This is a genomic window from Stenotrophomonas sp. LMG 10879 (genome assembly GCF_002750935.1).
Classification (GTDB): Bacteria; Pseudomonadota; Gammaproteobacteria; order Xanthomonadales; family Xanthomonadaceae; genus Stenotrophomonas; species Stenotrophomonas lactitubi_B.
This window is the reverse complement of record NZ_PEJT01000001.1, coordinates 575,254-599,395: the sequence shown is the minus strand read 5'-3', so window position 1 is coordinate 599,395 and position 24,142 is coordinate 575,254. Positions and strand designations below refer to the sequence as shown.

Genomic DNA, 24,142 nt, shown 5'->3' with positions numbered 1-24,142 from the left:
GCGGGGTGCGGAAGCGCCCGGCGTTCCCTCCTTGGTTACGGTTGGTGTTCCATGCATGCACGTCCCGTGGTTCCCGGCTTGCCGGCGCTGGTGTTGGCTGCCCTGATCGGCACCATGGCGATGATGTCCTTCGTCGCCGTCATCGGCCCGGTGGTGCGCCTGCTGGGCCTGTCTGAATGGCATGCCGGTCTATCGGTCACGGCCGCGGGTGTGTTGTGGATGCTGGCCGCTCGCCCCTGGGGCCAGCTCAGCGACCGCATCGGCCGCAAGCGCGTGCTGATGCTGGCGATGAGTGCCTACACCGTGGTCTACATCGCGCTGGCGGTGTTCATCGATGTCGCGCTGCAGACGATACCGCCGGTGCTGGTCTCGGTGCTGGTGCTGGTCGGCGCGCGTGGCCTGATCGGCCTGTTCTATGCGGCCGTGCCGCCAACCGCTGCCGCGCTGATCGCCGACAAAGCACCCACCGGCCAACGTGCGAAATTCCTGGCCCGGCTGGGCAGCGCCAATGCGCTGGGCATGGTGCTGGGTCCGGCGGCGGCTGGTTGGCTGGCCTACAAGGACCTGCCGTTGGCGCTGTACGTGGCGGCGCTGTTGCCGCTGCTCGCGTTGGGTCTGCTGGCCTGGCGCCTGCCGGCCACGCCACCGGTGGCTGCCGCGCAGCAGCGCAACCGCGTGCCGCTGTCGCGCCTCGACCCGCGCCTGCGCCTGCCGCAGATGGCCGCGTTCGTGGCGATGGTGTCGGTCACCATCGCGCAGGTCACGGTGGGCTTCTTCGCCATCGATCGCTTCGGCCTGGATGCAGCCGAAGGCGCGCGCATGGCCGGCATCGCCCTGACTGCAGTGGGTGTGGGCCTGATCCTCGCGCAGGGGCTGGTGATGAAGCTGGACGTGCATCCCCGGCGCTGGATCATCCTCGGCGCACTGATCGCTGGCATCGGTTTCGCCTCGGTGGCCGCGGTGCAGCAGACCTGGCAGTTGCCGGCGGCCTACGCGCTCGCGGCGTTCGGCATGGGCTTCGTGTTTCCCTCGTTCCAGGCGTTGGCCGCCGATGCGGTGCAGGCGCACGAACAGGGTGCGGCGGCCGGCACGGTCGCGGCAGCACAGGGCCTGGGCATGGTGGCCGGGCCGATGCTCGGCACCCTGTTGTATCGCGGCGGCGCCAGCCTGCCTTACCTGTTGGTCGGTGTGTTGCTGCTGATGCTGTGCGTGCTGGCCGCAGCGTATCGGATGAAGGAGACCCCATGAACGATTCCCTGATGCAGGGCGCGTGGCCGGAGGCTGCGTCGATGCTGCCGGAGCCCACCGCCGAAGCGTCGCTGTTCCTGCTGCGGCAGGCCGATCAGCAGATGCACGCGCGGGGCTGCCGCGCCCCCTTGCCGGCGGGCGCGCTGGCCACCCTGGCCGAGCGCGTGGCGACGTTCTTCGCGCAGCAGCGCGGTGGCCCGGGCCTGCTGGTCGGCGCGGTGCCGTTCGAGCCGCGTGCCGATGATGCGTTGTACCAGCCCGAGCGACTGTTGCCAGCATTGCCTGTGCAGTCACAGGCAGCGCCAGCGCTGTCCGGAGCGCTGACCGCCGAGCCATCCGCGCAGGACTATGCAGTGGCAGTGGCCGACGCGGTCAGCGCGATGCGCGCGCCCAACCCGGCGCTGCACAAGGTGGTACTGGCGCGCAGCCTGTTGGCGCATACGCAGCAGGTGCTGTCGCCGGAAATGCTGCTGGCCCGCCTGGGCACCGATCCTTCGGTGGCGACCTACGCCGTGCCGCTGCCGGTGGACGTCGGCCAGGCGCCGGCGTGGCTGGTGGGGGCGACGCCGGAGCTACTGCTGCGCAAGCGCGGTGCGCAGGTACTGTCGCATCCGCTTGCCGGTTCGGCCCGGCGCAGTGCCGATCCGGTCGCCGACGAGCGCGCCGCGCAGGCATTGCTGGCATCGGCGAAGGATCACGACGAACACCGCCATGTGGTGGAGGCCATCGTCGATGGCCTGTCGCCCTGGTGCAGCCACATCGAGGCGCAGCCGCGCCCGGTGCTGCACGCTACCGCCAGCATGTGGCATCTGGGAACGCGCATCCACGCCACGCTGAAGGACGCTGCTACGTCGGCGGCGACCCTGCTGGCCGAGCTGCATCCCACCCCGGCCGTCTGCGGTACCCCGCGGATGGAAGCACTGCAGCGCATCCGTGCGCTGGAACCGGTGCCGCGCGGCTTCTATGCCGGTGCCGTGGGCTGGCTGGATGCACAGGGTGATGGCGACTGGTACGTGGCGATCCGCTGCGCGCGGCTGCAGGGCACTCAGCTGCGCCTGTATGCCGGCGCCGGCATCGTCGCCGACTCGCAGCCCGCCGCCGAGGTCGCCGAGACCGCCGCCAAGTTCGCTGCGCTGTTGAACGCACTGGGCGTGCAGGACCCGCTGCCCCTGATCGAGGTATCCGCATGACGCCGTCCGCCGTTGACTCCCGCCTGCCGCTGCAGCAGCAATGGCCCGAAGCGCTGGTCGCGCGCTATCGGGCTGCCGGCCATTGGCGCGGCGAGACCTTCCCCGGTTTTTTGCGCGAACGCGCCGAGCGCCACGCCGACGACATCGCGGTGGTGGCGGGCGATGTGCGCCTGAGCTATGCGCAGCTCTGGCATGAGGCCGGGCGCATTGGTGCCGGCCTGTTGGCGCTGGGCCTGCACCCCGGGGAGCGCGTGCTGGTGCAGCTGGGCAACACCGCCAGTTTCATCAGCACCATCTGCGGGCTGTTCCGCGCCGGGCTGGTGCCGGTGTACGCGCTGCCGGCGCACCGCATTACCGAGTTGGCGCACTTCGCTCGCAAGGCCGAGGCCAGTGCCTACATCAGCACCGATGTACATGAGGGCTTCGATCATCGGGGACTGGCGCGCGCGCTGCAGGTGGAGGTGCCGGCGGTGCGCCACGTGTTGATCGATGGCGACGCAGCCGAATTTGTTGCGCTGGACTCGCTGCAGGGCGACCGCAGCCAGCTGCCGGCCGATCCTGACCCGCAGTCGGTGGCGTTCCTGCAGATCTCGGGTGGCAGCACCGGGCTTTCAAAGCTCATTCCGCGCACGCACGACGACTACATCTACTCGTTCCGCGCCAGCAACGAAATCTGCGGCATCGACCGCGACAGCGTGTACCTGGTCGCGCTGCCGGCGGCACACAACTTCCCGATGAGTTCACCGGGCTTCTTCGGTGCGCTGTACGCCGGCGCCCGCGTGGTGCTCAGCCCGGGCCCCGGCCCGGATGCGGCATTCCCGTTGATCGCGCGCGAGAAGGTGACCTGCTGTGGTCTGGTACCACCGCTGGCACTGCTGTGGGCGCAGGCGGCGGCCACCAGCAAGCACGATCTGTCCAGCCTGCAGGTCCTGCAGGTTGGTGGCGCCAAGCTGGTGCCGGAAGCCGCACGGCGGGTCATTGATGGCCTTGGATGCACGTTGCAGCAGGTGTTCGGCATGGCCGAAGGCCTGGTCAACTACACCCGGCTGGATGATCCGCAGGAACTGATCGTTGCGTGCCAGGGCCGGCCGATCAGCGCCGATGACGAGGTGCGGGTGGTCGATGACCACGATAATCCAGTTGCAGAAGGCGAGGTCGGCCATCTGCTCACGCGGGGCCCGTATACCATCCGCGGTTACCACAACGATGCGGCGGCGAATGCGCGCTCGTTCACCGACGATGGCTTCTATCGCACCGGTGACCGCGTGCAGCAGCTGCCCGGAGGCTACCTGGTGGTGCAGGGCCGTGCCGGCGACCACATCAACCGGGCGGGCGAAAAGATCTCTGCCGAGGAGATCGAAGACCATTTGCTGGCCCATGGCAGCGTGTTCGATGCCGCCGTGGTCTCCATTCCCGACGACTATCTGGGCGAGCGCAGCTGTGCCTTCGTGATCCAGCAGGGCGAGGCGATCAAGGCGCCGGCGCTGAAGGCGTGGATGCGCGGACGTGGCCTGGCCGCGTTCAAGGTGCCCGATCAGATTGTTTTCGTGGACAGCTTCGATACCACGGCGGTTGGCAAGATCAGCCGCCGCGAACTGCGCGCGCAGCTGCGTGCGCGTCATCTGCAACAGACAGGAGGAACGCGCTGATGGCGCTGCCCCGTATTGCCCCGTATTCCCTGCCGACCGCCACGGAACTGCCGCAGGCGCGTGGCGCCTGGCGCCCCCAGCGTGATCGTGTCGCCTTGCTGGTGCACGACATGCAGCGCTATTTCCTCGCCGCCTTCGATGCGGGCAATGCGCCGCTGCGGCCGGCAGTGGACAACATCGCGCGGCTGCTTGGGCATTGCCGTACACACGGCATTCCCGTCTTCTACACCGCCCAGCACGGCGACCAGGACCGCCGTGACCGCGGCCTGCAGGCAGACCTGTGGGGCCCGGGCATGGGCCGTCGTGCCGACCACGAGCCGATCATCGACGCGTTGGCACCGGCACCGGGCGAGCATGTGCTGGTCAAGCACCGCTACAGCGCATTCCAGCGCAGCAATCTGGAAACGCTGATGCGCGTGCGTGGCCGCGATCAGCTGCTGATCACCGGCGTGTACGCGCACATCGGATGCACCGCCACGGCGGTGGAGGCGTTCCAGCGCGACATAGAGACCTTCATCGCTGCCGATGCCGTGGCTGATTTCTCGCGTGCCGACCACGATCAGGCGCTGCACTGGATTGCCCGCACCTGCGGCGTACCGATGACCACCGACAAGCTGCTGGAAGCATTGTGATGAACGCGACGACCGAAACCTTGACGCTGGAGCGCATGCGCGCCGACGTCGCCCGCGTACTGGATTGCCAAGCGGCCGACATCGGTGACGATGACAACCTGATCGATCTGGATCTGGATTCGATGCGCATGCTGGGACTGGTGCTGGCCTGGGGCAACACCGGGCTGCCACTGGAGTTCTCGCAGCTGGCCGAACACACCACGCTGCGCCAATGGTGGGCGGTGGTGCAGCAGCTGCAGGCTTCGCAGACGGCATGAACGGATCGCCGCTGCCGCTGACCGAGGCGCAGGCCGGGCTGTGGTTTGCCCAGCGGCTTGCACCGGAAAACCCTGCATTCAATACCGCGCATGCGGTGTGGATCGAGGGTCCGTTGGATGTAGTGGCGTTCACTGCCGCCGCCAATCAGGCCGCGGCCGAGGCCGAGGCGCTGGCCTTGCGTTTCGCCGAGGCCGAGGACGGCCAGCCGGTGCAATGGCATGAATCCACGCGGGTGCCATCACTGCAGCTGCGCGATGTTGCTGCTGCGGCCGATCCGCAGCAGACGGCACGCGCCGCGATGCAGGCCGATCGCTCCAGCGTAGTTGATCCGACCCGCGACCGACTGAGCCAGCAGGTGCTGTTCAACCTGGGCGGCCAGCGCTGGGCCTGGTACCTGCGCGTGCATCACCTGGCCACCGATGGCTATGGCATGGCGCTGTTTACTGACCGTGTATGCGCACTGTATGCGGGCCGCACCGGTAGCGCGTTGCCAGCGCTGGCGGGCGTGCTGGCCGACGATGCCAGCTACCGCAGCGATGCGCGCCGCGACGCCGACAGGCAGTGGTGGCTGCAGGCACTGCAGGGCGCGCCGGCCTCCACCGGCCTGGCCGGAACCGCCGCTGCCAGTGACGATGCCGTGCGTTGGGTGCAGCCGGTGGACCCTGCTTTCCGCGACCGCCTGCTGCAGGTTTCGGCAGCGTGGCTGCAGCCGTGGCCGGATGTGCTCGCTGCATTGGCCGCCGAGTATGTGCGCCGCATGAGCGCGTCCGAAGAAGTCGTGCTCGGCGTGCCGTACATGGCGCGGCTGGGCAGTGTTGCGGCGCGGGTGCCGGCGATGGTGATGAACGTACTGCCGCTGCGGGTGGCGGGCGGCGAGGACAGCGTCGAGGAATTCTGCCGGCGCATCGGGCGCCAGCTCAGCCAGGGCCGCAAGCATGGCCGCTACCGGGGGGAGCAGTTGCGTCGTGACCTCGGGCTGGTCGGCGCACAGCACCGCCTGCATGGGCCGTTGATCAACGTACAGCCCTTCTACAAGCCGCTGGCGCTGCCGGGTGTGCAGGCCTCGCTGGAGGTGCTGAGCACCGGTCCGGTGGACGACCTGACGCTGGGCTTCCGTGGTGATGGACAGACCCTGCTGGATCTGGAGATTGAAGCGAACCCCGCCCTGTACGATCTGCACGAGGTGAAGGCGCATGCCCGGCGGTTGCTGCATTTCGTGTCGGCGGCGCTGCAGGCCGAACACATCGCGGCGGTGCCGCTGGCCACGCCGGAAGAATCCAGGCAGGTCCTGCTTGGCTTCAATGCCACCGCGCATCCACTGCCTGACACCACCCTGGTGGAACTGCTGCAGCAGGGCATGGACCGTGATCCGTCGGCACCGGCGCTGGTGTTCGGTGATACGACGCTGGATCATGCCACGCTTGAGGCGCGCAGCTTCGCACTGGCCGCGCAGCTGCGTTCGCTTGGCGTGGGGCCGGGCACCATCGTCGCGGTAGCGCTGCCGCGTTCGCTGGAACTGGTGGTGGCGCTGCTGGCGGTACTGCGTGCAGGCGGCGCGTACCTGCCACTGGACCTTGCCCATCCCACTGAGCGGCTGGCGCGCATCCTGGCGTCGGCGCAACCGGTCTGTGTGTTGGCAGAGGCCAGCGCGCAGTCCCGGATGGCAGACGAACCGGTGCTGCCGCCGGAGCAGTGGACCGATGTGAGCTTCGCCGCACCCTGGCCGGGCCCGATGGGCGACGATGCGGCCTATGTGATCTATACCTCCGGTTCGACCGGCGAGCCCAAGGGCGTGGTGATCGAGCACCGCGCCATCGTCAATCGCCTGCTATGGATGCGCGAGCACTACGGCATCGGTGCCGACGACCGGATTCTGCAGAAGACCCCGGCAACCTTCGACGTATCGGTCTGGGAATTCTTCCTGCCACTGCTGTGTGGCGCGACGCTGGTGCTGGCGGGGCCGGACGCACACCGCGACCCGACCGAGCTGGCGCGATTGATCCGCGTGCATGGCATCACCACCGCGCATTTCGTACCGTCGATGCTGGATGCGTTCCTGGCTGCACCGGCCTCACAGGACCTGCAGCTACGGCGCGTGTTCACCAGTGGCGAGGCGCTGGATGCCGCCCTGCGTGATCGCTTCCACGCGAGGATGCAATCCGAACTACATAACCTGTACGGGCCGACCGAAGCTGCTGTGGATGTGAGCTGGTGGCCGGCGTCGGCCGATGATTGCTCGCGCCCGGTGCCGATCGGTTTCCCGGTCTGGAACACCCGCCTGTATGTGCTTGACGCACGTATGCAGCCCGTGCCGGTGGGCGTGGCAGGTGACCTCTACCTTGGTGGTGTGCAGTTGGCGCGCGGCTATCTCGGCCGCGACAACCTGACGGCCGAGCGCTTCCTGGCCGATCCGTTCCTGCCGGGTGAACGCATCTATCGTACTGGCGACGTGGCGCGCTGGCGGGCCGACGGTGTTGTCGAATACCTGGGGCGCAGCGACCACCAGGTGAAACTGCGCGGCCTGCGCATCGAACTCGGCGAGATCGAAGCGGCGTTGCGCGAGCTGCCTGGCATGGACCGGGTGGAAGTGCTGTTGCGCGATGATCTTCCCGGCGAGGCGCGGCTGGTCGCCTATGTGCCGTCGACTCAGGCGGATGCAGCGGTGCTGCGCAGTCATCTGCTGACGCGGGTGCCCGACTACATGGTGCCGTCTGCGTTCGTAGGCGTGCATCAGTGGCCGGTGACTGCCAATGGCAAGTTGGATCGCGCTGCGCTGCCGAAGCCGCCGCAGCAGGAAGTCGCAGGGCAGGCACCGCGCACGCCGCTGGAGCAGGAACTGGCCGGGTTGTTCGCGCAGGCGCTGGGGCGTGAATCGCCCGTGGCCGTCGATGTGGATTTCTTCAGTCTCGGTGGCGACTCGCTTTCGGCCGTGCACCTGCTGCTGGCCATCGAGCAGCGCTGGCGTTGCGAGCTGGGCCTCGGCGCGCTGTTCGCGCAGCCAACCGTTGCCGCGCTGGCGGCACGCATTGCTGAGCCTCCGGCACGTGCCGATCACGCGTTGGGACCGGTGATTGCGCTGTCCGCGTCCGACGAATCAACCGTGGCGCCCTTGTTCGTGCTGCACCCGGCCGGGGGCATTGCATGGAACTACCGCGCGCTTGCCCGTGCGCTGCAGCCAACGCGCGCGGTGTACGGGCTGCAATCACCTGCACTCGATCCCACGCAACCCCTGCCAGGCACCATCGAGGCCATGGCCAATGACTATGTGCAGCGGGTGATCACGCTGCAGCCGCAGGGGCCGATCCATCTGCTCGGCTGGTCGGTGGGCGGCATCCTCGCGCAGGCGATGGCGGTGCGCCTGCACGACATCGGCCGCGAGGTCGGTGAACTGGTACTGCTCGATGCCTATCCCAGCGAGTGCTGGCGCGCTGAGCCGGAGCCCGACGCGATCGCGGCGCTGCGGGCGCTGTTGGCCATCGCCGGGCACGATCCTGACGCGCATCCCGAGCTGGACGACCGCGCGCGCATCCTCGCCTTCCTGCGGCGCGGCGGCAGCGCGCTGGGCAGCCTGCCCGAGGTGGTGCTCGACGGTGTGGTGCGGGCGGTGACCGGAACCAATCGACTGATCCGCGAACACCAGCACCGACCCTTCGTGGGAACGCTGGCGCATGTGCGCGCCGGACGCGATCATCAGGCACGGCCGCAGTTGCAGTCCGCACTGTGGAAGGCCCATGCGCTGCGGGTGGATGCCATCGAGCTGCCGTTCCTGCACGCCGAACTGACCGGGCGTGATGCCGTGGCACAGCTGGCACCCTGGCTATCGGCGCGTCTGCAGCAGTGGGACAGGCAACAGGAGAATGCAACGTGCAGTTGACGGGTTTTGAAGGAAACGTGGCGCTGGTGACCGGCGCAGCCGGCGGTATCGGCGCGGCGCTGGTGGGGCAACTGCTGGACGCAGGATGCCGGGTCGTGGCGACCGATCGTGAGCGGCCTGCGCCGGCGGCCGACGATGGGCGCGTGCAGGCCTTCGCACTGGATGTCACCGACGGCGCGGCCGTAGACGCCCTGGTCGACCAGGTGGAAGCCACGGTGGGGCCGATCATGCTGGCGGCCAGCGTGGCCGGCGTGTTGCATGTCGGCGAGGTCGTGGACACCAGTGACGCGGATTGGCGCAGGGTGTTCGCTGTCAATGCCGACGGTGTGTTCCATGTCGGTCGCGCATTGGCGCGGGTGATGTCGCCGCGCCGGCAAGGCGCCATCGTGACCGTCAGCTCCAACGCGGCGGGCGTGCCACGGCATGGCATGGCCGCCTATGCGGCCTCGAAGGCGGCGGCGACGATGTTCACCCGCTGCCTGGGCCTGGAGCTGGCGCCACTGGGCATCCGCTGCAACATCGTGGCGCCGGGCTCCACGTTGACCCCTATGCAGACCGGCATGTGGGAAGACGAGCAGGGCGCGGCGCGGGTGATTGCAGGCAATCCGGCGACCTACAAGGCTGGCATCCCGTTGCGCAAGCTGGCCACGCCGGAGGACATCGCACAGGCGGTGATGTTCCTGCTGTCCGAGCAGGCTGGGCACGTGGCGATGAGCGATCTGTACGTGGATGGCGGCGCCACGCTGCGTGGGTGAGCATCTGTAGAGCCGAGCCCATGCTCGGCTGCTTTCCTCCCTCAGCCGAGCATGGGCTCGGCTCTACAGCGAGCGCGACATCGGTTCGCTGTCAGGGCAGCGTCAGACGGTACACCAGAAGGCGGTTGTCGTTGTCGTACGCACTGTCGCAGTGCTCGCCCTGCATGCGGCAGGTACGGGCGATGAAGTCGTTGTCGTTGCCGATCAACAGCAGTACGTCGTTCGGGTGCTCTGGATCGAGCGCCGGCAGCACGTCCATCGCCTCCCATTTCTCCGACAGCAGCCCCGGGTGCGGGCCGCGCCCTGTATCCAGATCCAGCCCGGCCCGGGCCAGCTGAGTCCGGTCGAGCAGGTTCAGCACCTCTTTGACGTTGGCGGGCACGATGCCGGTCTTCAAGATCGCATCAGCCGGATCGGCCAGCACCGATGCCGTGCCGGTCTCATATTCCGTATCCACCAGATTGGAGGCCTGCGTCACGTTCACCAGCAGCACCGATTTATAGACGATCGGATCATCGCCATCCTTGCCCAGGCCATTGCCATCGCGCGCCAGCATCAGGAATCGCGCGTTGTCCAGCGCACGCAGCTCGCTCTGTGCAGCAGTACGGTCGAGCTTGCCCTTGCCGTCATGGGCATAGGCGGGCAGGATCATCACATGATGGCCGACCGGTTGCGTCGGCGTCGGGTTGGCAGATACGTCGTAGACCAGCACGCGGGTATTGATGCGGCCGGCGGCATTGCCCGGCGCGCTGTCCTGGATCAAGGCGCTCTGCAGGGCAACAAACAGCCGTGTGCCGTCGGGCGACAGGCTCATGCCTTCCACGCCCTGGTTGTTGCGGCGCCCGGTCTGCGGCGCGGCCAACGATCCAAAGGCAGGCTTGCCATCACGTTGTGGCCGGATCGCCAGCGGCGGCACGATCACGCCCTGCAGCCGGCCCTGTGCATCGAAGTAGTAGACGTTGGCGGTGTACTCGTCGCCGATGTAGAAGTGGCCGTCGGCAGTGAACTGCAGGGATTCCGCGTCGAGCGCGACCTTGCCGGCCCCCGCGCCAACTGCGGGCGAGGGCAGCACCACGCCACGCTGGTTGATCGTGTGATCACCGGGGTCGGCACCAGTGAAGGACTGGCCGTTGTAGTCCTTCAGCACCAGGCCCTTGTCGGGCGTCATCGCCACCACGCCGAAGCCCTTGGACGTTCCCTGCGGCCAGTCGATGCGCAGCTTCATGCGTTCCAGGCGGCCGGCGTAGTCGTAGAACAGGCCGGCCTCCGGATCGTTGCGGCCGCGGTCGGGCAGCGTCCACAGCACCCCCTGGTAGCCACGCGCGGTGCGCCGCCACGTGCCCGGCTGTATCGCCAACGACGAGAACGAGCCCAGCGTATCGCCGAGGAAGTCCACGGTGCCTGCCGGCAATCGCCCGGCGGCGACCAATCCCTTGTCCACGTAGGTGAAGCTGCCTACGTCCACCGCGCGTGGTGGCATGCCGCGGGCTTCATGCGGTGCGTTGTAGCCGCTGACCGAGAGCGCGGCCAGCAGCAGGGCAGTAGCGGACATCGATGGACTCCTCGGCCGGCGATCAGAAGCGGACGTCGATGGTACCGAACACCTGGCGCGGTGCCGACGCATGGAACACATACAGCTTGCCCGACGGGTCGCTGGGTGCGAACACGCTCGAATCCAGGTTGCTGGCGTAGCGCTTGTCGCCCAGGTTGGTGACGTTCAGCGACAGGCGCATGCCCTTGGCGAAGCCAACCTGGCCGAAATCGTAGCCACCGGCCACGTCGAACACGGTGAAACCGCCGAAGCCCTGGTCGTTGGTATAGGTGTAGAAGCGCTCGCCGGTGTACTTGCCGCGCAGGCTGGCGAACCAGCCGTTGTCGCGCCAGGTGATCTCGGTGGCCAGCAGCTGCTTGGGCGTGTCGGTCTGGATCTTGCCCTTGATCTGCTGCTCGACGCCCGCCTGGATGTAGTTGGAGGCATACGTCGAGCGGTTCAGCGACGCCGAGGTGTACCAGCTGAAGTGCTCGTTCGGTGTCCACAGCACGGTCAGTTCGGCACCGCGGCTGTCGACGCCGCCGACGTTGTAGAAGCGGTTGCCGCAGGTCGGTCCGACCGGCTGCCGCGAGTCGCAGGGGTTGTACTGCAGCAGGCGGTTGTCGAAGCGCACGCTGTAGGCAGCAACCGACGCCTGCAGGGTGTCGGTGACGAAGCGGTAGCCCGCTTCCAGCGAACGTGATTCTTCCGGCTTCAGGTTGCCCTGCGCGTTCCAGGTGGCCTGGCTGACCGCCTGTGGGCCCAGCTTGAAGCCGCCCTGGAACATGGCGATGTTCTCCGCATAGCTGGCGAACACTTCGTGATGCAAGCTGAGGCGGAAGTTCGCACCCACGCTGGGCAGGAAGTTCTTGCTGGCCTTCAGCGAACCGGTCGCGAACTGGTTGTTCGAGCTCGGCGAGATCGGTGTCTTCGCATCGCCGGGCAGTGCCTGCGCGTCGGAGGTGGCATGCGGACTCTTGGCGCCGAATTCCAGTGTCAGACGGTCGTCAAGCAGGCGCCAGGTGTCCTTCAGGAAGAACTGGTGGGTCTTCCAGCGCGTGCGCTGGGCGAACACACCCACGTCCGAGGGCAGGGTGTTCATGCCGCTGAGGTCGCGTGGGCCGTCCACTGCGGTCTGGTAGCGTTCGGCGCTGCTGGTGTTGCGTTCGTACCAGACGCCACCTTCGATGCGGTGTGCACCCAGCTCCCAATCGAACGACAGCGTGCCGCCATCGCGGTCGATGGTGTAGATGGTGTTGCGGAAAATGATCGGGATTTCCTGCGCCGTGCCCTTGTTCGACCAGGCGCCGCTGTTCCAGTTGTGGCCTTCGCCACGGTCGTCGTGGTGGTAGGCCAGCGCGCGCAGGGTGAAGCCGTCGGCGAGGAAGAAGTCGCCGGCCAGGTAGTACAGGTTGTCATCGCGCAGGATCTGCCCGGCAGTGAAGGCGCCGTCGGCGTCCTTGTCCGGACCGCTGTTGTCGCACTTCTTCGCGTTGAGGCTGGCGGTGTTGCAGTAGGCCTTGGCCACGGCCTTGTTCCAGTCCGGCGCGTAGCCGCCCCAGTCCCAGCCCAGGCCGCGGGACATCTCGTCCTTGGACAGGTAGAAGTAGTCGGCCTGGCTGGTGCGCGAGGTGTCGACGAAGCCGGTGATCTGGCCGCCGCCGAAGTTCCACACGCCCTTGGCGTTGAACTGCCTGGTGGTGGATTTGTTGTACGCGGTCTGGTCGTTCCAGAGGTCCGAGACCGCGTTCATGCCCGACACGTAGCCGGAGAATCCGTTGTACTCGCCGCTGTCCACGCGCACGAAGGTGCGGCGGTTGGCATCGCTGCCGAAGGTCTGCACCACGCGGCCGCCCAGTTCCTGCGCCGGGCGGTCGGAGGTATAGGAAATGGTGCCGCCGAGGTTGCTGGTGGACGGCGTGCCGAGGCTGCCGATGCCCACCGCCAGCTCGGCGCCGGCCATGTTCTCGCTGATCAGCGCACGGTTGATGGTCAGGCCGTTGTAGTTGTTGTACGCACCGTCGCCCAGCGGTACGCCGTCCAGCGTGTAACCCAGCCGGGTGGCGTTGAAGCCGCGCAGGCTGAGGGTCATCGACTGTTCGTTGGTACCCAGCGCGTCGGCCGACTGCGCGTTGACGCCCGGCAGCAGGTTCAGCGTTTTCTGCAGGCTGGTGCCGGGCGGCAGGATGTCCAGGTTCTCGCGGGTGATGCGCTGCACCTGGCGCGCCTCGCCACTGCCGATGACTGAAACGGCATCGAGGTCGGTGGCCGACGGCGCCTGCTGCGCCCATGCGATCGGCGCAAGGGCAAGGGACAACGCAGCAGCCAACAGGGTCTTGGTCATGGAACACGCACTCAGGCAGGCGCGAGCCGCCGCGTGGAAGCGGAGCTCAGGCAGATGAAGGGGGAAGATGCGATGTGATCAGCGGCGCCGCAGGCGCCGTTCGATCAACGTGAAAATGGTGCGCTAGACAGATGACTGTCTGGTGACATGTTCAGTTGTTGTGAGGCGCAGACCTGTAGCGCCGAGCCCATGCTCGGCTGCTTTCGGGTGCAGCCGAGCATGGGCTCGGCTCTACAAGGAGCTTCAGGGGCAAGGTAGATGCCGACCTTGGTCGGCATGCGCGGCGCCGAATTGTCGATGCGTAGCATTGATGGAGAAGCGCCAACCAAGGTTGGCCTCTACCAGAAGCGCCGATCCAGGTCGGCGTCAACGCGCGCTCAATCCGCTTTGCGTGGCTTGCGCGTGCGCTTGGGCTTTGCTGCGTCACCGCTGCTGGCGGCGCCATCCTGCAACGCCTGCAGCCACGACAGCGTGTCGACATAGTCGATGAAGTGGCGCAGATACCCGGGGCTGGTAGCCTGCATCGTGTCCAGCATGCGCTGCACCAGCACTGCCGAGTTCAGTGGGCCGCCGTCGGCGGGGGCCTCGGTACGCAGCGAGCGGCGCACCTGCAGTTCGCTGCGCAGCTCCGACCACTCGCGCTGCACCTGCTGCAGCATCGGCACCTGCGGGTAATGCGGCAGCGAGCGCGACCCCGCATCGAGATCGCGCACCAGTGCGCGCAGGCCCTCCAGCGCGGGCGGCTTACTTGGCATCCGGGGCCTTGGGCTTGGGAATCGGCGCGATCTCCACGCGGCGGTTGCGCGCGCGGCCCTCTTCGCTGGCATTGGAGCTGACCGGCTGCTCGCTGCCGAAGGCGGCGGCGAACACCGCATCGGCCGGTACACCGTCGGCGATCAGGGTCCGGGTCACCGTCAGCGAGCGCTGCGCCGACAGCTCCCAGTTGTCGGCGAAGCGGCGGTTGCCTTCGCGCACCGGTGCGTCATCGGTAAAGCCGCTGACCATCAGGATTTCTTCGCGCGAACCCAGGTACGCCGCCAGCGGCGCGGCAAGGCTGCGCAGCAGCTCCTGGCCTTCCGGCTGCAGCTGGTCGGAGTTCAGCGCGAACAGCACGTTGCCGCTGATGCCGATGCGACCGTCCACCAGCGTCACCCGGCCGGCGGCAAGCGGACCGGCCAGCGCCTGTTCCAGGGTCTGCAGGCGCTTGGCCTCGGCCTGGCGCTGCTTGACCTCCTGGTCCAGCCGCTGCGACAGCTCCAGCTGCACGGCGACCACGCCGACCAGGATCAGCACGAACGCACCCAGCAGCACCGACATCAGATCGCCGAATGCCGCCCAGATCGGGGCGTGCGAGCCGCCATCGACCTCCAGCTCGTCGCTCATGCGCTGCCGGCCTTGCCGCGGCGCGCGGCCAGCTGCTGCAGTTCTTCCATCACCTGCTTCTGCGACAGCAGGCTGAGGTCGACCACCTCGCGCGCCTGCGCCACGTAGTACGCCAGCTGCTCATCGCTGCGCGCGAGCGAGGCATCCAGTGCGCCACCGATCTGTTCCAGGCGTCCCGACAGCTCCGCCGAGGCGGTACCGAACTGTTCGACCGCAGACCCGAAGGTGCCGGCCAGCTGGCCCACCTCGCCGGCACTGCCGCTGAGCAGGGTGGCGATGCCATCGAGCTTGCCGGTCTCGGCCGTGATGTGGTCGGTGAAGCGGTTGCCGACGCGTTCCAGCAGTTCGGCCGAACCACCGACCAGCGCGTCCACGGCCGTGCGCTGTTCGTGCGAGGCGTGGTTGATCGCCTCCAGCAGGGTCTGCACGGTGGCGAGCAGGTGGCCACGCTCCTCCAGCATCGCGTTGTCGCGCACCAGGCTTTCGGACAGGGTGCTGCGCAGTTCGTTGATGACCTCGGCCGCGGCCTTCGGCGCCTCGGCCGCGGTCTGCAGCAGGGTGGAGACTTCGGCCAACGTGGCGCTGGCCTGGGCGCGGCCGTTCTCGCCGATCTGCTGCGCGGTCTGCGCCAGCGTGTCGCACACCTGCTGCTGCTGCGTGGACAAGCGTTCGCCATCGGCCTGCAGGCGCGCGGCAAGGTCGGTCGAAACGTTCTGCAGTGCGTCGCTCCAGCGCTGCAGGCGCTGTTCGTCCGCGGCCACCAGCTGGGCCTGCAACGCGGCATGCGCCTGCTGCAGCTCGGTACTCACCGCGTCCCAGCGTTCCTGACGCTGCTGCTCGCGCGCATCCAGGCCGGCCTGCAGCTCGGCATGCGCGGTGGCGATGGCGGCCTGTGCAGCCTGCCAGTCCTGCAGGCGCTGTTGTTCGTGGTCCTGCAGCAGCGACTGGCCGGCGGCGTGGCGCTCATCCAGCGCCTGCAGCAGCGCCTGCGCACGTTCGTCCAGGTGGCTGCTGGCACGCTGCAGTGCCTGCTGCTGACGCTCGACCAGTTCACTGTTCAATGCATGCTGCTGTTCGGCAGCGGCACGCCAGGCGTCGGCGTTGCCGCTGGCGTCGGCCTGCAGGCGCTCGCCGATGCGCACCACCAGCGCTTCACTCTGCGCGCTCTGGCCTTCGCTGAAGGCCTGCAGATGCTGGCGCAGTTCAGAAACCAGTGCCTGCTGCGCGCCAGTCTGCTCGGCCACGACGTTGGCCCAGCTGGCCTCGGTGGCCACACGGCTGCGCTCGAAGCCTTCAGTGAGGCCGTTCAACTGCTGCTGCACCGCGTGTTCGACGCGCGAATGCAGCGCCTGGCCGTGGCTGGCCAGACCGGCCAGCGTGGCTTCGGCCATCGGCTGCAGGGCGCCCCCGATGGCGGCGGCACTGGCTTCGGCGCCTTCGCGCAGCGACTGCTGCAGCGAGGTGGCCAGGCGTTCCTGCAACGCCTGGCTCTGCGCCAGGAATTCGGCCTGGCCGGCCAGCAGGCGCTCATTGGCGGCCGCGCTGTGTTGTTCGAAGGTGCTGGTCATCGCCTGCAGGCGATCGACCAGCGCAGGCAGCGCCGCAGACTGCGACTGCAGCAGGCGCAGCGACTCGGCACGCTGCCAGGCTTGCGAATACGGATGCAGGTCAGTGGCGATGGCGCGGTCCAGCTGCTGCACCACCTGCAGGCGGTCGCGGCGCAGCAGCGCCGACAACAGGCCCAGCATGGCCGAGCTGGCCACACCGGCGATGGACGTGCCGAACGCCACCGCCAGGCCCTGCACCGGCGAGGCCAGCGAGCCGCGGATGGCCGCCATGTCGGTAGCGCTCTGCAGGGCCAGGCCCGTGCCGCGCAGGGTGTCCATCATGCCCAGCAGCGTGCCGAGCATGCCCAGCAGCACCAGCAGGCCCACCAGATAAGGGGTCAGCACCGGCGAGGGCAGGGCGGTGCGTTCGCCCTCCACGCGCAGGCGCACCGCATTGCGCAGGCCCAGCGGCACACGCTCCAGCCACGGCGCCAGACTGTCCTTGGCCAGCGAAACGTCATTCAGCGCGGCGCGCAGGCCATTGCTGGCCTGCCGGTAACGGTACAGCTCGACGCCACCGGCGATGTAGCAGGCCGCGATGATCGCGGCCACGGCCGCACCCAGCGGGTGCACCGAGACGTAGCCGACACCGATCCAGCACACGGCCAGCAGGCCAGCAAGGAAGACAAGGACGTGGAAAACAGTTCTGGACATGGTGTTCCGGTCAGTGTGAGCGCAGGGCGGCAAGCAGCCCCTGGATCGGGTGGAAGCGCAGTTGCAGCTCGGCGAGCAGCAGCGTGCGCATGTCGTGGCGGAAGGACGCGCGCCAGCCGGGCTGGCCGTGCACGCGTTCGAATCGGGCACCCAGCACCGCTGGGGCGGTGGCAAGCAGGCTGTGCTCGCGCGGGCTCAAGGTCTGTTCCATCACCGCATCGACCTCGGCCAGCCGCGCCAGCTCGGGTGAGGCCAGCATCAGCTGGTCGCGCAGGCGGCCGCGCAGGCGACCGGTGGCGGTCTGGATGGCCTGTTGCAGCACCCGGTAACGCTGCCGCAGCGAAGCGAAGTTGGGTGCCGCAGCGGCCTCGGCCAGGTCCAGCAGGCGCTCGGCCTCGACGTCCTCGCTCAGCGAGGCCAACAGGCTCGCTTCGGCCTGGGCGCAGTCGGCCAGCAGATCATCAAGGGCCTCGGCAGCCTCGGCCGGTTCAGCCAGGCGGCCATCCAGCGCCCCCGCAAGGGCCACGGCACGGCTCCAGTCCACCCACTGACCGAGGCGATCGGTCAGGGCGGGACTGGAGGCCGGCATCGCGCCGTCGCTGAGACGGGCGAGCAGACGGAGGAAGTCCGGTCCACCCAGGACCGGCTGCGCTGCGTTCGCCATCAAGGGGGTGGGGGCCAAAAACCGTTGATTTTACAACCAGATGAAGCCGGCCGTATGAAGGCGGGGCGCGGGGGCAGCAACGATCGGGCCACAGGGCTTAAAATGGTCGGCTGTACCACCGCACCCCGACTTCTGGAGCTTGAGATGACCGTTGCGCAGTTCTACCCGATCGGCACCCCCGGACAGCCCTGGGGCGACGCCGAACGCGCGCAGTGGCGGGCCCGCCAGCAGCGGCAGCGCAGCTACCATGAAGACGTGGTGACCGCGCTGGAGCGGCTGGACGAGCGCTTCGACGTGGTCCAGTACGGCCAGCTTGACTACGCCCCGGACCACTACCCGCTGTTTGCGGTGGTGAACCACGACTGGAACCCGGCCCTGCCGACCGCGCTGGTCACCGGCGGCGTGCATGGCTACGAAACCAGCGGCGTGCATGGCGCCCTGCAGTTCCTGGAACAGCACGCCGAGCGTTACCTGGGCCGCTTCAACCTGATCGTGGCCCCGTGCGTGAGCCCGTGGGGCTACGAGCGCATCCAGCGCTGGAATCCCAATGCCATCGACCCCAACCGCAGCTTCCGTGACGGCGACCTGATCGAGGAAGCCGCCTCGCTGATGCGCTGGGTGGCCGAACGCAAGCCCAACATCCGGGTCCACCTGGACCTGCACGAAACCACCGACAGCGACCTGCACGAATTCGACCCGGCCCGTTGCGCCCGCGATGGCAAGCCGTTCGAGCGCGACACCATTCCCGATGGCTTCTATGTGATCGGCAACAGCGAAGACCCGCAGCACGAATTCCAGAAGGCGCTGATCGCCGCCGTGGCCCCGATCACCCACATTGCCCCGGCCGACGCCGAGGGCAATCTGGTGGGCATGCCGCTGCAGTCGCTGGGCGTGGTGTGGGGCGAGTCGCGTTCCATTGGTGCATGTGCCGGCTTCACCGATGCGCTGTATGCCACCACCACCGAGGTGTACCCGGACAGCCCGCGCACCAACCCGCAGGAATGCAACGACGCCCAGGTGGCTGCGGTGTGTGCGGGGTTGGATTTCGCCCTGGCCAATTGACGGCTGTGTCGTAGCGCCGGGCCCATGCCCGGCTGCTGCGGTCGGCGGCAGGTTCAGCCGATGCTTTCGACATGCACGGCCGGTGTTGCCGGGAGGGTGGGGCGCGTCGCCGCGCCCCACTTGATCAGTACTTCTTTTCCAGGTTCAGCTGCACGCCGTGGTCTGTGTCTTCGCTGCTGCCGAACAGGCCGCGGTACTCGATCCGCAAGCTGAGGTCGCGCTCGGTCTGCAGCACCGCCCCCAGACCGAACACGAACCGGTTGCGCTTGAGCCCGTCGATTTCGCCGCGGTAGAACGGACCGCCCGGCAGATCGGCGTAGCCCATCGTCACCGAGCTGGCGTCCTGGAAGTCGTGCTGGTACTCGAACCGCACCTGTGGCGACAGCGTGCCGAAGCGCACCGGGAAGCGATAGTCCATGTGCACGCCCAGGCTGGCGGTGGTGGTGTCCACATCCTGGTCGTCGTAGCGCAGGGCGTAGATGGCGTCGCCGCGTTCGGTATAGCCGTTCAATGTGGCGCGGGCCAGATCCAGGCGCGCGTACGGGCTCACCGACAACCGGTCGTGCTGGTAGTCGCCACCGACCGACAGCGAGGCGAACCACTGCTTGCCGTCGCGGTCACCTTGCACCATCGCACCATTGGCAGTCACGTAGCGGCGGGAATCGAACGACAGCAACTGGTAACCCAGCAGGCCATCAACGAAGAAGTACTGGCCCGGGTGATAGCTGGCGTACGCAGCCAGGGTGTAGCTTTCGCCGTGGCTGCGGGTGTCGTTGTGACCGACGTCGGTAGTGTCGTGGCCGTAGCCGATACCGGCGCCGAAGGCGAACGACTGGTTCACGCGGGTATCGGCACCAGCACTGATGCCGCTGGTCTGGAAGTCGAAGCCGGCGCTGCCCGAGCGACCATCGCGATCACCGCTGTTGATCGAACCGCCGGTCCACAGGGTCAGGGCGCCTTTATCGCCATTGCCGCTACGTTTGCCGCGATCCCCGCCGACGGGCGCGACAGCAACGTCGTCCCTCAGCATAGATTCGTCCAGCGCGGTGACCTGGCGGCAATCGCCGCCGGGCATGCGTCGCACCTCATCCTGGCAGCGACGGTCGCGGTCGACGCCGAAGCTCAGCCCGTTCTCGAAGCGCTCCCCTCTGCCAGCACCATGCAGGCCTTCCATGCGGCGCTGGAAGTTGCCGATCTGCGCAGTGGCGAAGCGACGGGTGGAAGCGGTCTGCGCGCCCAGCAGGCCCATCACTTCCGCGTCCAGGGTCGGGTCCGGTCGGCCGATTACATCAAAGTCGATGGTCGCCGGCGCCGAGGTCGCGAATGCGTTGGCCAACGTGAAGGTGGCCGTGGCGATACCGGCGAAGGTGGCCGCCGGGGTGAAGGTCAGGCGATAGCCCGCGCTGGCACCGCTGCCGGAAGGTGCGATGGTGGCCGTGCCGGCAGTCGCCGGCGACAGCGATACCAGCGTGGCCGCAGTGAACGGGCCGCCGGTGGCGTCGGTCGTCAGCTCGACCACCGCCGCAACACCCGCATTGGCACTGACCCGGCGCGAGACCGCCACCGGCACCTGGTTGATGGTGATCGTGGCGGTGATCGGAGCCGATGCGCCGTAGGCGTTGTTCAAGGTGTAGACGATGCTTGCGGTGCCCGAGGCGGTGACCAGTGGGGTGTAGGTGATGTTGGTACCGGTCACCGTCGTGGTGCCGGTGGCCGGCTGCGTCACCAGGGTCACACCGATGAACGGACCGCCGGTGGCACCCACCGTGGTGTCGATGGTCACCGGCTGCCCTGCCACGGTGGCGACAGCCGCGCGCGGCTGCCCCGCAGGCACCGGCAGCGCGTTGACGGTGATCGACACCGTAGCCGGGGCCGAGGTGCCACCTGGGCCGGTGGCGGTGTAGGTGAAGCTGTCCGCGCCGAAGTAGGTGCCCGTTGGCGTGTAGACAACCGTCACGCCGCTGACGGTGGCGGTGCCATGTGCCGGCGCGCCTGCCACGGCGATCGAGGTGATCACGCCGCCGTCGTTCGCTGTTACCGGAATCGTCACCGGTTGCTGCGACGGCGTCGCGGCGCTGTCGTCCACTACCACCGGCACGGCGTCAGCGATGACGATGCTGTAGCTCTGGGTGGCGTTGTAGCCGGCGTCATCGGTGGAACGCACCACCGCGGTATAGCTGCCGGCCGTGGTTGGCGTACCGCTGAACACACCCGCCGAACTGAAGGCAATGCCGGGGGGCAGGGCACCGGAGGCGATCGCGTAGGTATACGGCGCGATGCCACCGCTGCTGCTCAGGCCCTGCGAATAGGCCGTGCCCACTGCGCCGCCGGGCAGGGTGGCCGGGGCCAGCACCACGGTCGCCGGAGCGATCGTGACGGTGTACACGCGGTTGGCGGTCTGGCCGTTGGAATCGGTGGATCCCACCGTGACGCTGAAGCTGCCATCCGAACGAGGGACGCCGGTCAGCGCGCCAGCGGAGGAGAAGGACATGCCGATCGGCAGCGCACCGCTGATCAGCGAGTAGCTGTATGGCGCAACGCCGCCGCTGGAGCTAACCTGCGCGTTGTAGGCCACGCCTGCGCTGCCGTTGGGCAGGCTGGGCGGATCGATGGCGATTGCCGGCGTGGCAACGACGATGGTGTAGTTCTGCTGCAGCGAGAACGGCGCTCCCGCGCCGGTGCTGGAGTCGGTGGTGCGCACGGCGATGTTGTAGTTGCCCGGCACAGTCGGCGTACCGCTGAGCACACCGGCCGACGTCAGGGTGACCCCCACCGGCAGCGAGCCGGCGACCAGTGCGTAGCTGTACGGCGCGGTGCCGCCATTGCTGGCGAAGTTGATGGTGGTGGCCACGCCGTAGTTCATCGGCAGGTTGCCCGGCGCCGGGGTCATGCTCAGGGTCGGCGCGCCAACGGTCAGCGTGAAGCTCTGGTGGGTGGTGAACGGACCGTTGCCGGTGCTGCTGTCGACGGCAGTGGCGACGAGGTTGAAGCTGCCCGCCGCGCCCACCGTGCCGCTTATGGTCACGCTGTTGGCGGTGGTGCCGCTGATGCCCAGGCCCGCTGGCAGGCCAGTGACAGTGAAGCCGCTATAGGGCGCGGTGCCACCATTCCAGGTGAACGTCTGGCTGTAGCCTGCGCCGACCTGGGCGTTCATCGGGCCGCCCGCAGTCACGGTGATGCTCGGCAGGCCAACGCTGACACTGACCGTGGCCGGTGCAGAGGTGCCGGCGCCGTTGGTGGCGGTGTAGGTAAAGCTGTCCGGGCCCGCGTAACCTGCGGTTGGCTGGTAGGTGATGGAAGTGCCGCTGGCGTTCGCGCTGCCATGGAGCGGCGCGGTGCCGACGGCCACCGAGGACGGCACACCGCCGGAGATGTTCAGCGTGATCGGATTGGCGCTGCTGTTGTAGGCCACGCTCGCTGACAGCGGATTGGCCACGGGTGGGATGTTGATGATCTGTAGTGAATAGCCACGCGGCGCGGAACTGTAGGGGCCGCTGCCGGTGCTGCTGTCGGTGGCTGTTACGGAGAAATTGGAGGTGCCCGCTGATGTGGGTGTGCCCGACAGGGTGCCCGCGCTGGAGAGCGTGATACCGGCCGGCAAGCTGCCGGCGGTGAGCGCATAGGTATATGACGGGGTGCCGCCGCTGGCAGGATTGAGCGTGGCGCTGTACGCCGCGTTCTGGGTACCGTTGGCCAGCGTGGTGGCCGGCAGCACCACCGTGGCCGGAAGGAACGTCGTGGAATAGGCGCGCGAACCGGTGTGCGGCGCGCCGGCGCCGGTGCTGCTGCTGGTGGCGGTAACGGTGAAGTTGAAGGTGCCGCCTGCGCTGGGTGTACCGCTGATGACGCCGCTGCTGCCATTGAGCGTCACCCCCGCCGGTAGGGCGCCCGCAGTGATCGCATAGCTGTACGTCGCGATGCCGCCGCTGGCGATGAAGCTCTCACTGTAGGCCGCGCCGACTGTGCCGCCTGTCAGCGCGGACGGAGCGATCAGGATCACCGGCGGCGCCACCACCAGAGTGTACGCGCGGGAGCCGGTGAAACTGTTGGTGTCGGTCGCGGTCACGGTGAAGTTGAAGGTGCCGGCTGCGGTCGGCGTACCGGTCAGTGCGCCGGTGCTGGTGTTGAGGCTCAGCCCTGCGGGCAGCGTGCCTGCGGTGATGGCGAAGCTGTACGGCGCAGTGCCGCCGCTGGCGCTGAGGGTCTGGCTGTAGGCCACAGCGACGGTTGCGCCCGGAACGGTGGTCGGGCTGACCACGATGGTCGGCGGCGGAATCACCTGCAGGGTCACCGATTTGACCTCGGCATAGCTGCCGGTGCCGGTGCTGCTGTCAGTGACGCGGATGCCGAAGGTGTAGCTGCCCTGGGTGGTGGGCGTGCCGCTCAGGGTCGCCCCGCTCAGGCTCAGGCCGGGCGGCAGGGTGCCGTTTTCATACGCGAACGTGTAGCCGGGCACGCCACCGCTGGCAGTGAAGGTCACCGAGTAGGCAAGGCCCTGCGCCGCAGAGGGCGTCGACGGCGCGATGGCAAGGGTCGGGTTGGCTGCCGAACCGCTGAAGCTGCGCACGCCGCTGGCAGAGGCGCTGTCGGTGGCGCGGATGGTGAAGGCATAGGCGCCGCGCTGGGTGGGTGTACCGCTGATGGTGTTTCCGCTCAGGCTCAGGCCCGGCGGAATGGAACCGGTGTCCAGGCTGTAGGTGTAAGGTCCGGTGCCGCCGCTGGCACTGAGGCTGGTGCTGAAAGGCACGCCCACCGTCAGGTTGACCGCAGGCGAGGCGGCGAGGGTGATGGCTGATGCCGGAGCGATGGTTACGGTGACGGTGATGTCACCGCCGAAGTCGTCCTGGATGACGAAGGTATCGGTGGAGGCGCTGTCGCCGTTGTGGGTGTAGGTCAGCGGCAGGTTGGCACCGGATTGCACGCCCACGGTTCGGCTGCCGTGCGGGGTGCTTGCCGTCCCTGCGGAGATGCCGAAGCCGCCATGGCAGTTGTTGATGTTGAGCGTCTGCGAGCCACTGTTGGCGACTGACATGCTCAGCGTCGGGCAGAAGGTCGATGGCGCGGCGGCCGCTGGCTGCGGCCACAGACTGCCCGCGCACAACAGCGCGATGGCGATCCAGGAGCAGAACCAGGAATAGAAAGCGTGCGAACGCGCACGCGGCGTCTCCACGCGTAGCGCCGATGACTGATGCATGTCCTGCCCCTGTTGGCACCGCACCGGCTCGAATGCACCAGGGCTTTCGAGTCAGTGCGGCGAGACTTAACCCCTGTCCGCGGTAACCGGGATTTTC

General features: G+C 68.0%; 15 protein-coding genes. 8 read left to right on the top strand and 7 right to left on the bottom strand.

The features are described from left to right. Positions 1 to 51: 51 nt before the first annotated feature. From CR919_RS02545 to CR919_RS02515, 7 genes are read left to right on the top strand one after another with little or no spacing between them, the layout of a single operon-like run. Positions 52 to 1,248 carry an MFS transporter gene (locus CR919_RS02545; protein WP_099818703.1) on the top strand — a complete coding sequence of 399 codons (1,197 nt, stop codon included), beginning with the start codon at positions 52 to 54 and terminating at the stop codon, positions 1,246 to 1,248. After that, positions 1,245 to 2,438: an isochorismate synthase gene (locus CR919_RS02540; protein ID WP_099818702.1), complete on the top strand. Its 1,194-nt coding sequence runs from the start codon at positions 1,245 to 1,247 to the stop codon at positions 2,436 to 2,438. The genes CR919_RS02545 and CR919_RS02540 overlap by 4 nt, the downstream gene beginning before the upstream one ends. Beyond that, complete coding sequence (locus tag CR919_RS02535) at positions 2,435 to 4,087, top strand: AMP-binding protein (RefSeq protein ID WP_099818701.1); 1,653 nt, start codon at positions 2,435 to 2,437, stop codon at positions 4,085 to 4,087. The genes CR919_RS02540 and CR919_RS02535 overlap by 4 nt, the downstream gene beginning before the upstream one ends. Next, positions 4,087 to 4,719: an isochorismatase family protein gene (locus tag CR919_RS02530; RefSeq protein ID WP_099818700.1), complete on the top strand. Its 633-nt coding sequence runs from the start codon at positions 4,087 to 4,089 to the stop codon at positions 4,717 to 4,719. Before CR919_RS02535 ends, CR919_RS02530 begins: the two co-directional genes overlap by 1 nt. Further along, a complete protein-coding gene (locus CR919_RS02525) occupies positions 4,719 to 4,976 on the top strand; it encodes a phosphopantetheine-binding protein (protein WP_099818699.1) in 258 nt (85 codons plus the stop codon). Before CR919_RS02530 ends, CR919_RS02525 begins: the two co-directional genes overlap by 1 nt. Next, the gene (locus tag CR919_RS02520; protein ID WP_099818698.1) at positions 4,973 to 8,851 is read left to right on the top strand and encodes a non-ribosomal peptide synthetase; all 3,879 of its coding nucleotides are present in this window, start codon (positions 4,973 to 4,975) and stop codon (positions 8,849 to 8,851) included. Before CR919_RS02525 ends, CR919_RS02520 begins: the two co-directional genes overlap by 4 nt. Further along, positions 8,842 to 9,606, top strand: a complete 765-nt coding sequence (locus CR919_RS02515) for a 2,3-dihydro-2,3-dihydroxybenzoate dehydrogenase (protein WP_099818697.1) — start codon at positions 8,842 to 8,844, stop codon at positions 9,604 to 9,606. Before CR919_RS02520 ends, CR919_RS02515 begins: the two co-directional genes overlap by 10 nt. A 91-nt stretch (positions 9,607 to 9,697) precedes the next feature. On the opposite strand, the gene CR919_RS02510 is transcribed toward CR919_RS02515, so the two are convergent. From CR919_RS02510 to CR919_RS02485, 6 genes are all read right to left on the bottom strand, one after another. Then, complete coding sequence (locus CR919_RS02510) at positions 9,698 to 11,158, bottom strand: esterase-like activity of phytase family protein (protein WP_099818696.1); 1,461 nt, start codon at positions 11,156 to 11,158, stop codon at positions 9,698 to 9,700. Positions 11,159 to 11,180: 22 nt separating this feature from the next. Further along, positions 11,181 to 13,481 (bottom strand): TonB-dependent receptor, encoded by a 2,301-nt coding sequence (locus CR919_RS02505; protein ID WP_099818695.1) that lies wholly within the window; start codon positions 13,479 to 13,481, stop codon positions 11,181 to 11,183. Between the two features lie 377 nt (positions 13,482 to 13,858). Further along, positions 13,859 to 14,308, bottom strand: coding sequence for a DUF2894 domain-containing protein (locus CR919_RS02500; protein WP_243379834.1), 450 nt, complete (start codon positions 14,306 to 14,308; stop codon positions 13,859 to 13,861). Next, entirely contained in the window at positions 14,226 to 14,864 is a 639-nt protein-coding gene (locus CR919_RS02495; RefSeq protein ID WP_099818693.1) for an OmpA family protein, read from the bottom strand. Before CR919_RS02495 ends, CR919_RS02500 begins: the two co-directional genes overlap by 83 nt. Next, on the bottom strand, positions 14,861 to 17,125 hold the full coding sequence (locus CR919_RS02490; RefSeq protein ID WP_099818692.1) for a DUF802 domain-containing protein: 2,265 nt from the start codon (positions 17,123 to 17,125) through the stop codon (positions 14,861 to 14,863). Before CR919_RS02490 ends, CR919_RS02495 begins: the two co-directional genes overlap by 4 nt. A 10-nt stretch (positions 17,126 to 17,135) precedes the next feature. Further along, entirely contained in the window at positions 17,136 to 17,789 is a 654-nt protein-coding gene (locus CR919_RS02485; RefSeq protein WP_099818691.1) for a DUF3348 family protein, read from the bottom strand. Positions 17,790 to 17,933: 144 nt separating this feature from the next. On the opposite strand from CR919_RS02485, the gene CR919_RS02480 reads away from it, so the two are divergent. Further along, positions 17,934 to 18,851, top strand: coding sequence for a M14 family metallocarboxypeptidase (locus tag CR919_RS02480; RefSeq protein ID WP_099818690.1), 918 nt, complete (start codon positions 17,934 to 17,936; stop codon positions 18,849 to 18,851). A 124-nt stretch (positions 18,852 to 18,975) separates the two neighbouring features. Here CR919_RS02480 and CR919_RS02475 read toward each other — a convergent pair whose 3' ends face one another. Then, entirely contained in the window at positions 18,976 to 24,045 is a 5,070-nt protein-coding gene (locus CR919_RS02475; RefSeq protein WP_099818689.1) for a putative Ig domain-containing protein, read from the bottom strand. Positions 24,046 to 24,142: the final 97 nt, after the last annotated feature.

What these genes read in the sequence shown, in the direction of transcription:
- CR919_RS02490 (WP_099818692.1), bottom strand. Translation starts at nt 17,125, where the DNA reads ATGTCCAGAACTGTTTTCCACGTCCTTGTCTTCCTTGCTGGCCTGCTG.
- CR919_RS02520 (WP_099818698.1), top strand. Translation starts at nt 4,973, where the DNA reads ATGAACGGATCGCCGCTGCCGCTGACCGAGGCGCAGGCCGGGCTGTGG.
- CR919_RS02485 (WP_099818691.1), bottom strand. Translation starts at nt 17,789, where the DNA reads ATGGCGAACGCAGCGCAGCCGGTCCTGGGTGGACCGGACTTCCTCCGT.
- CR919_RS02495 (WP_099818693.1), bottom strand. Translation starts at nt 14,864, where the DNA reads ATGAGCGACGAGCTGGAGGTCGATGGCGGCTCGCACGCCCCGATCTGG.
- CR919_RS02525 (WP_099818699.1), top strand. Translation starts at nt 4,719, where the DNA reads ATGAACGCGACGACCGAAACCTTGACGCTGGAGCGCATGCGCGCCGAC.
- CR919_RS02540 (WP_099818702.1), top strand. Translation starts at nt 1,245, where the DNA reads ATGAACGATTCCCTGATGCAGGGCGCGTGGCCGGAGGCTGCGTCGATG.
- CR919_RS02475 (WP_099818689.1), bottom strand. Translation starts at nt 24,045, where the DNA reads ATGCATCAGTCATCGGCGCTACGCGTGGAGACGCCGCGTGCGCGTTCG.
- CR919_RS02545 (WP_099818703.1), top strand. Translation starts at nt 52, where the DNA reads ATGCATGCACGTCCCGTGGTTCCCGGCTTGCCGGCGCTGGTGTTGGCT.
- CR919_RS02535 (WP_099818701.1), top strand. Translation starts at nt 2,435, where the DNA reads ATGACGCCGTCCGCCGTTGACTCCCGCCTGCCGCTGCAGCAGCAATGG.
- CR919_RS02530 (WP_099818700.1), top strand. Translation starts at nt 4,087, where the DNA reads ATGGCGCTGCCCCGTATTGCCCCGTATTCCCTGCCGACCGCCACGGAA.
- CR919_RS02505 (WP_099818695.1), bottom strand. Translation starts at nt 13,481, where the DNA reads ATGACCAAGACCCTGTTGGCTGCTGCGTTGTCCCTTGCCCTTGCGCCG.
- CR919_RS02510 (WP_099818696.1), bottom strand. Translation starts at nt 11,158, where the DNA reads ATGTCCGCTACTGCCCTGCTGCTGGCCGCGCTCTCGGTCAGCGGCTAC.
- CR919_RS02500 (WP_243379834.1), bottom strand. Translation starts at nt 14,308, where the DNA reads ATGCCAGCGAAGAGGGCCGCGCGCGCAACCGCCGCGTGGAGATCGCGC.
- CR919_RS02480 (WP_099818690.1), top strand. Translation starts at nt 17,934, where the DNA reads ATGACCGTTGCGCAGTTCTACCCGATCGGCACCCCCGGACAGCCCTGG.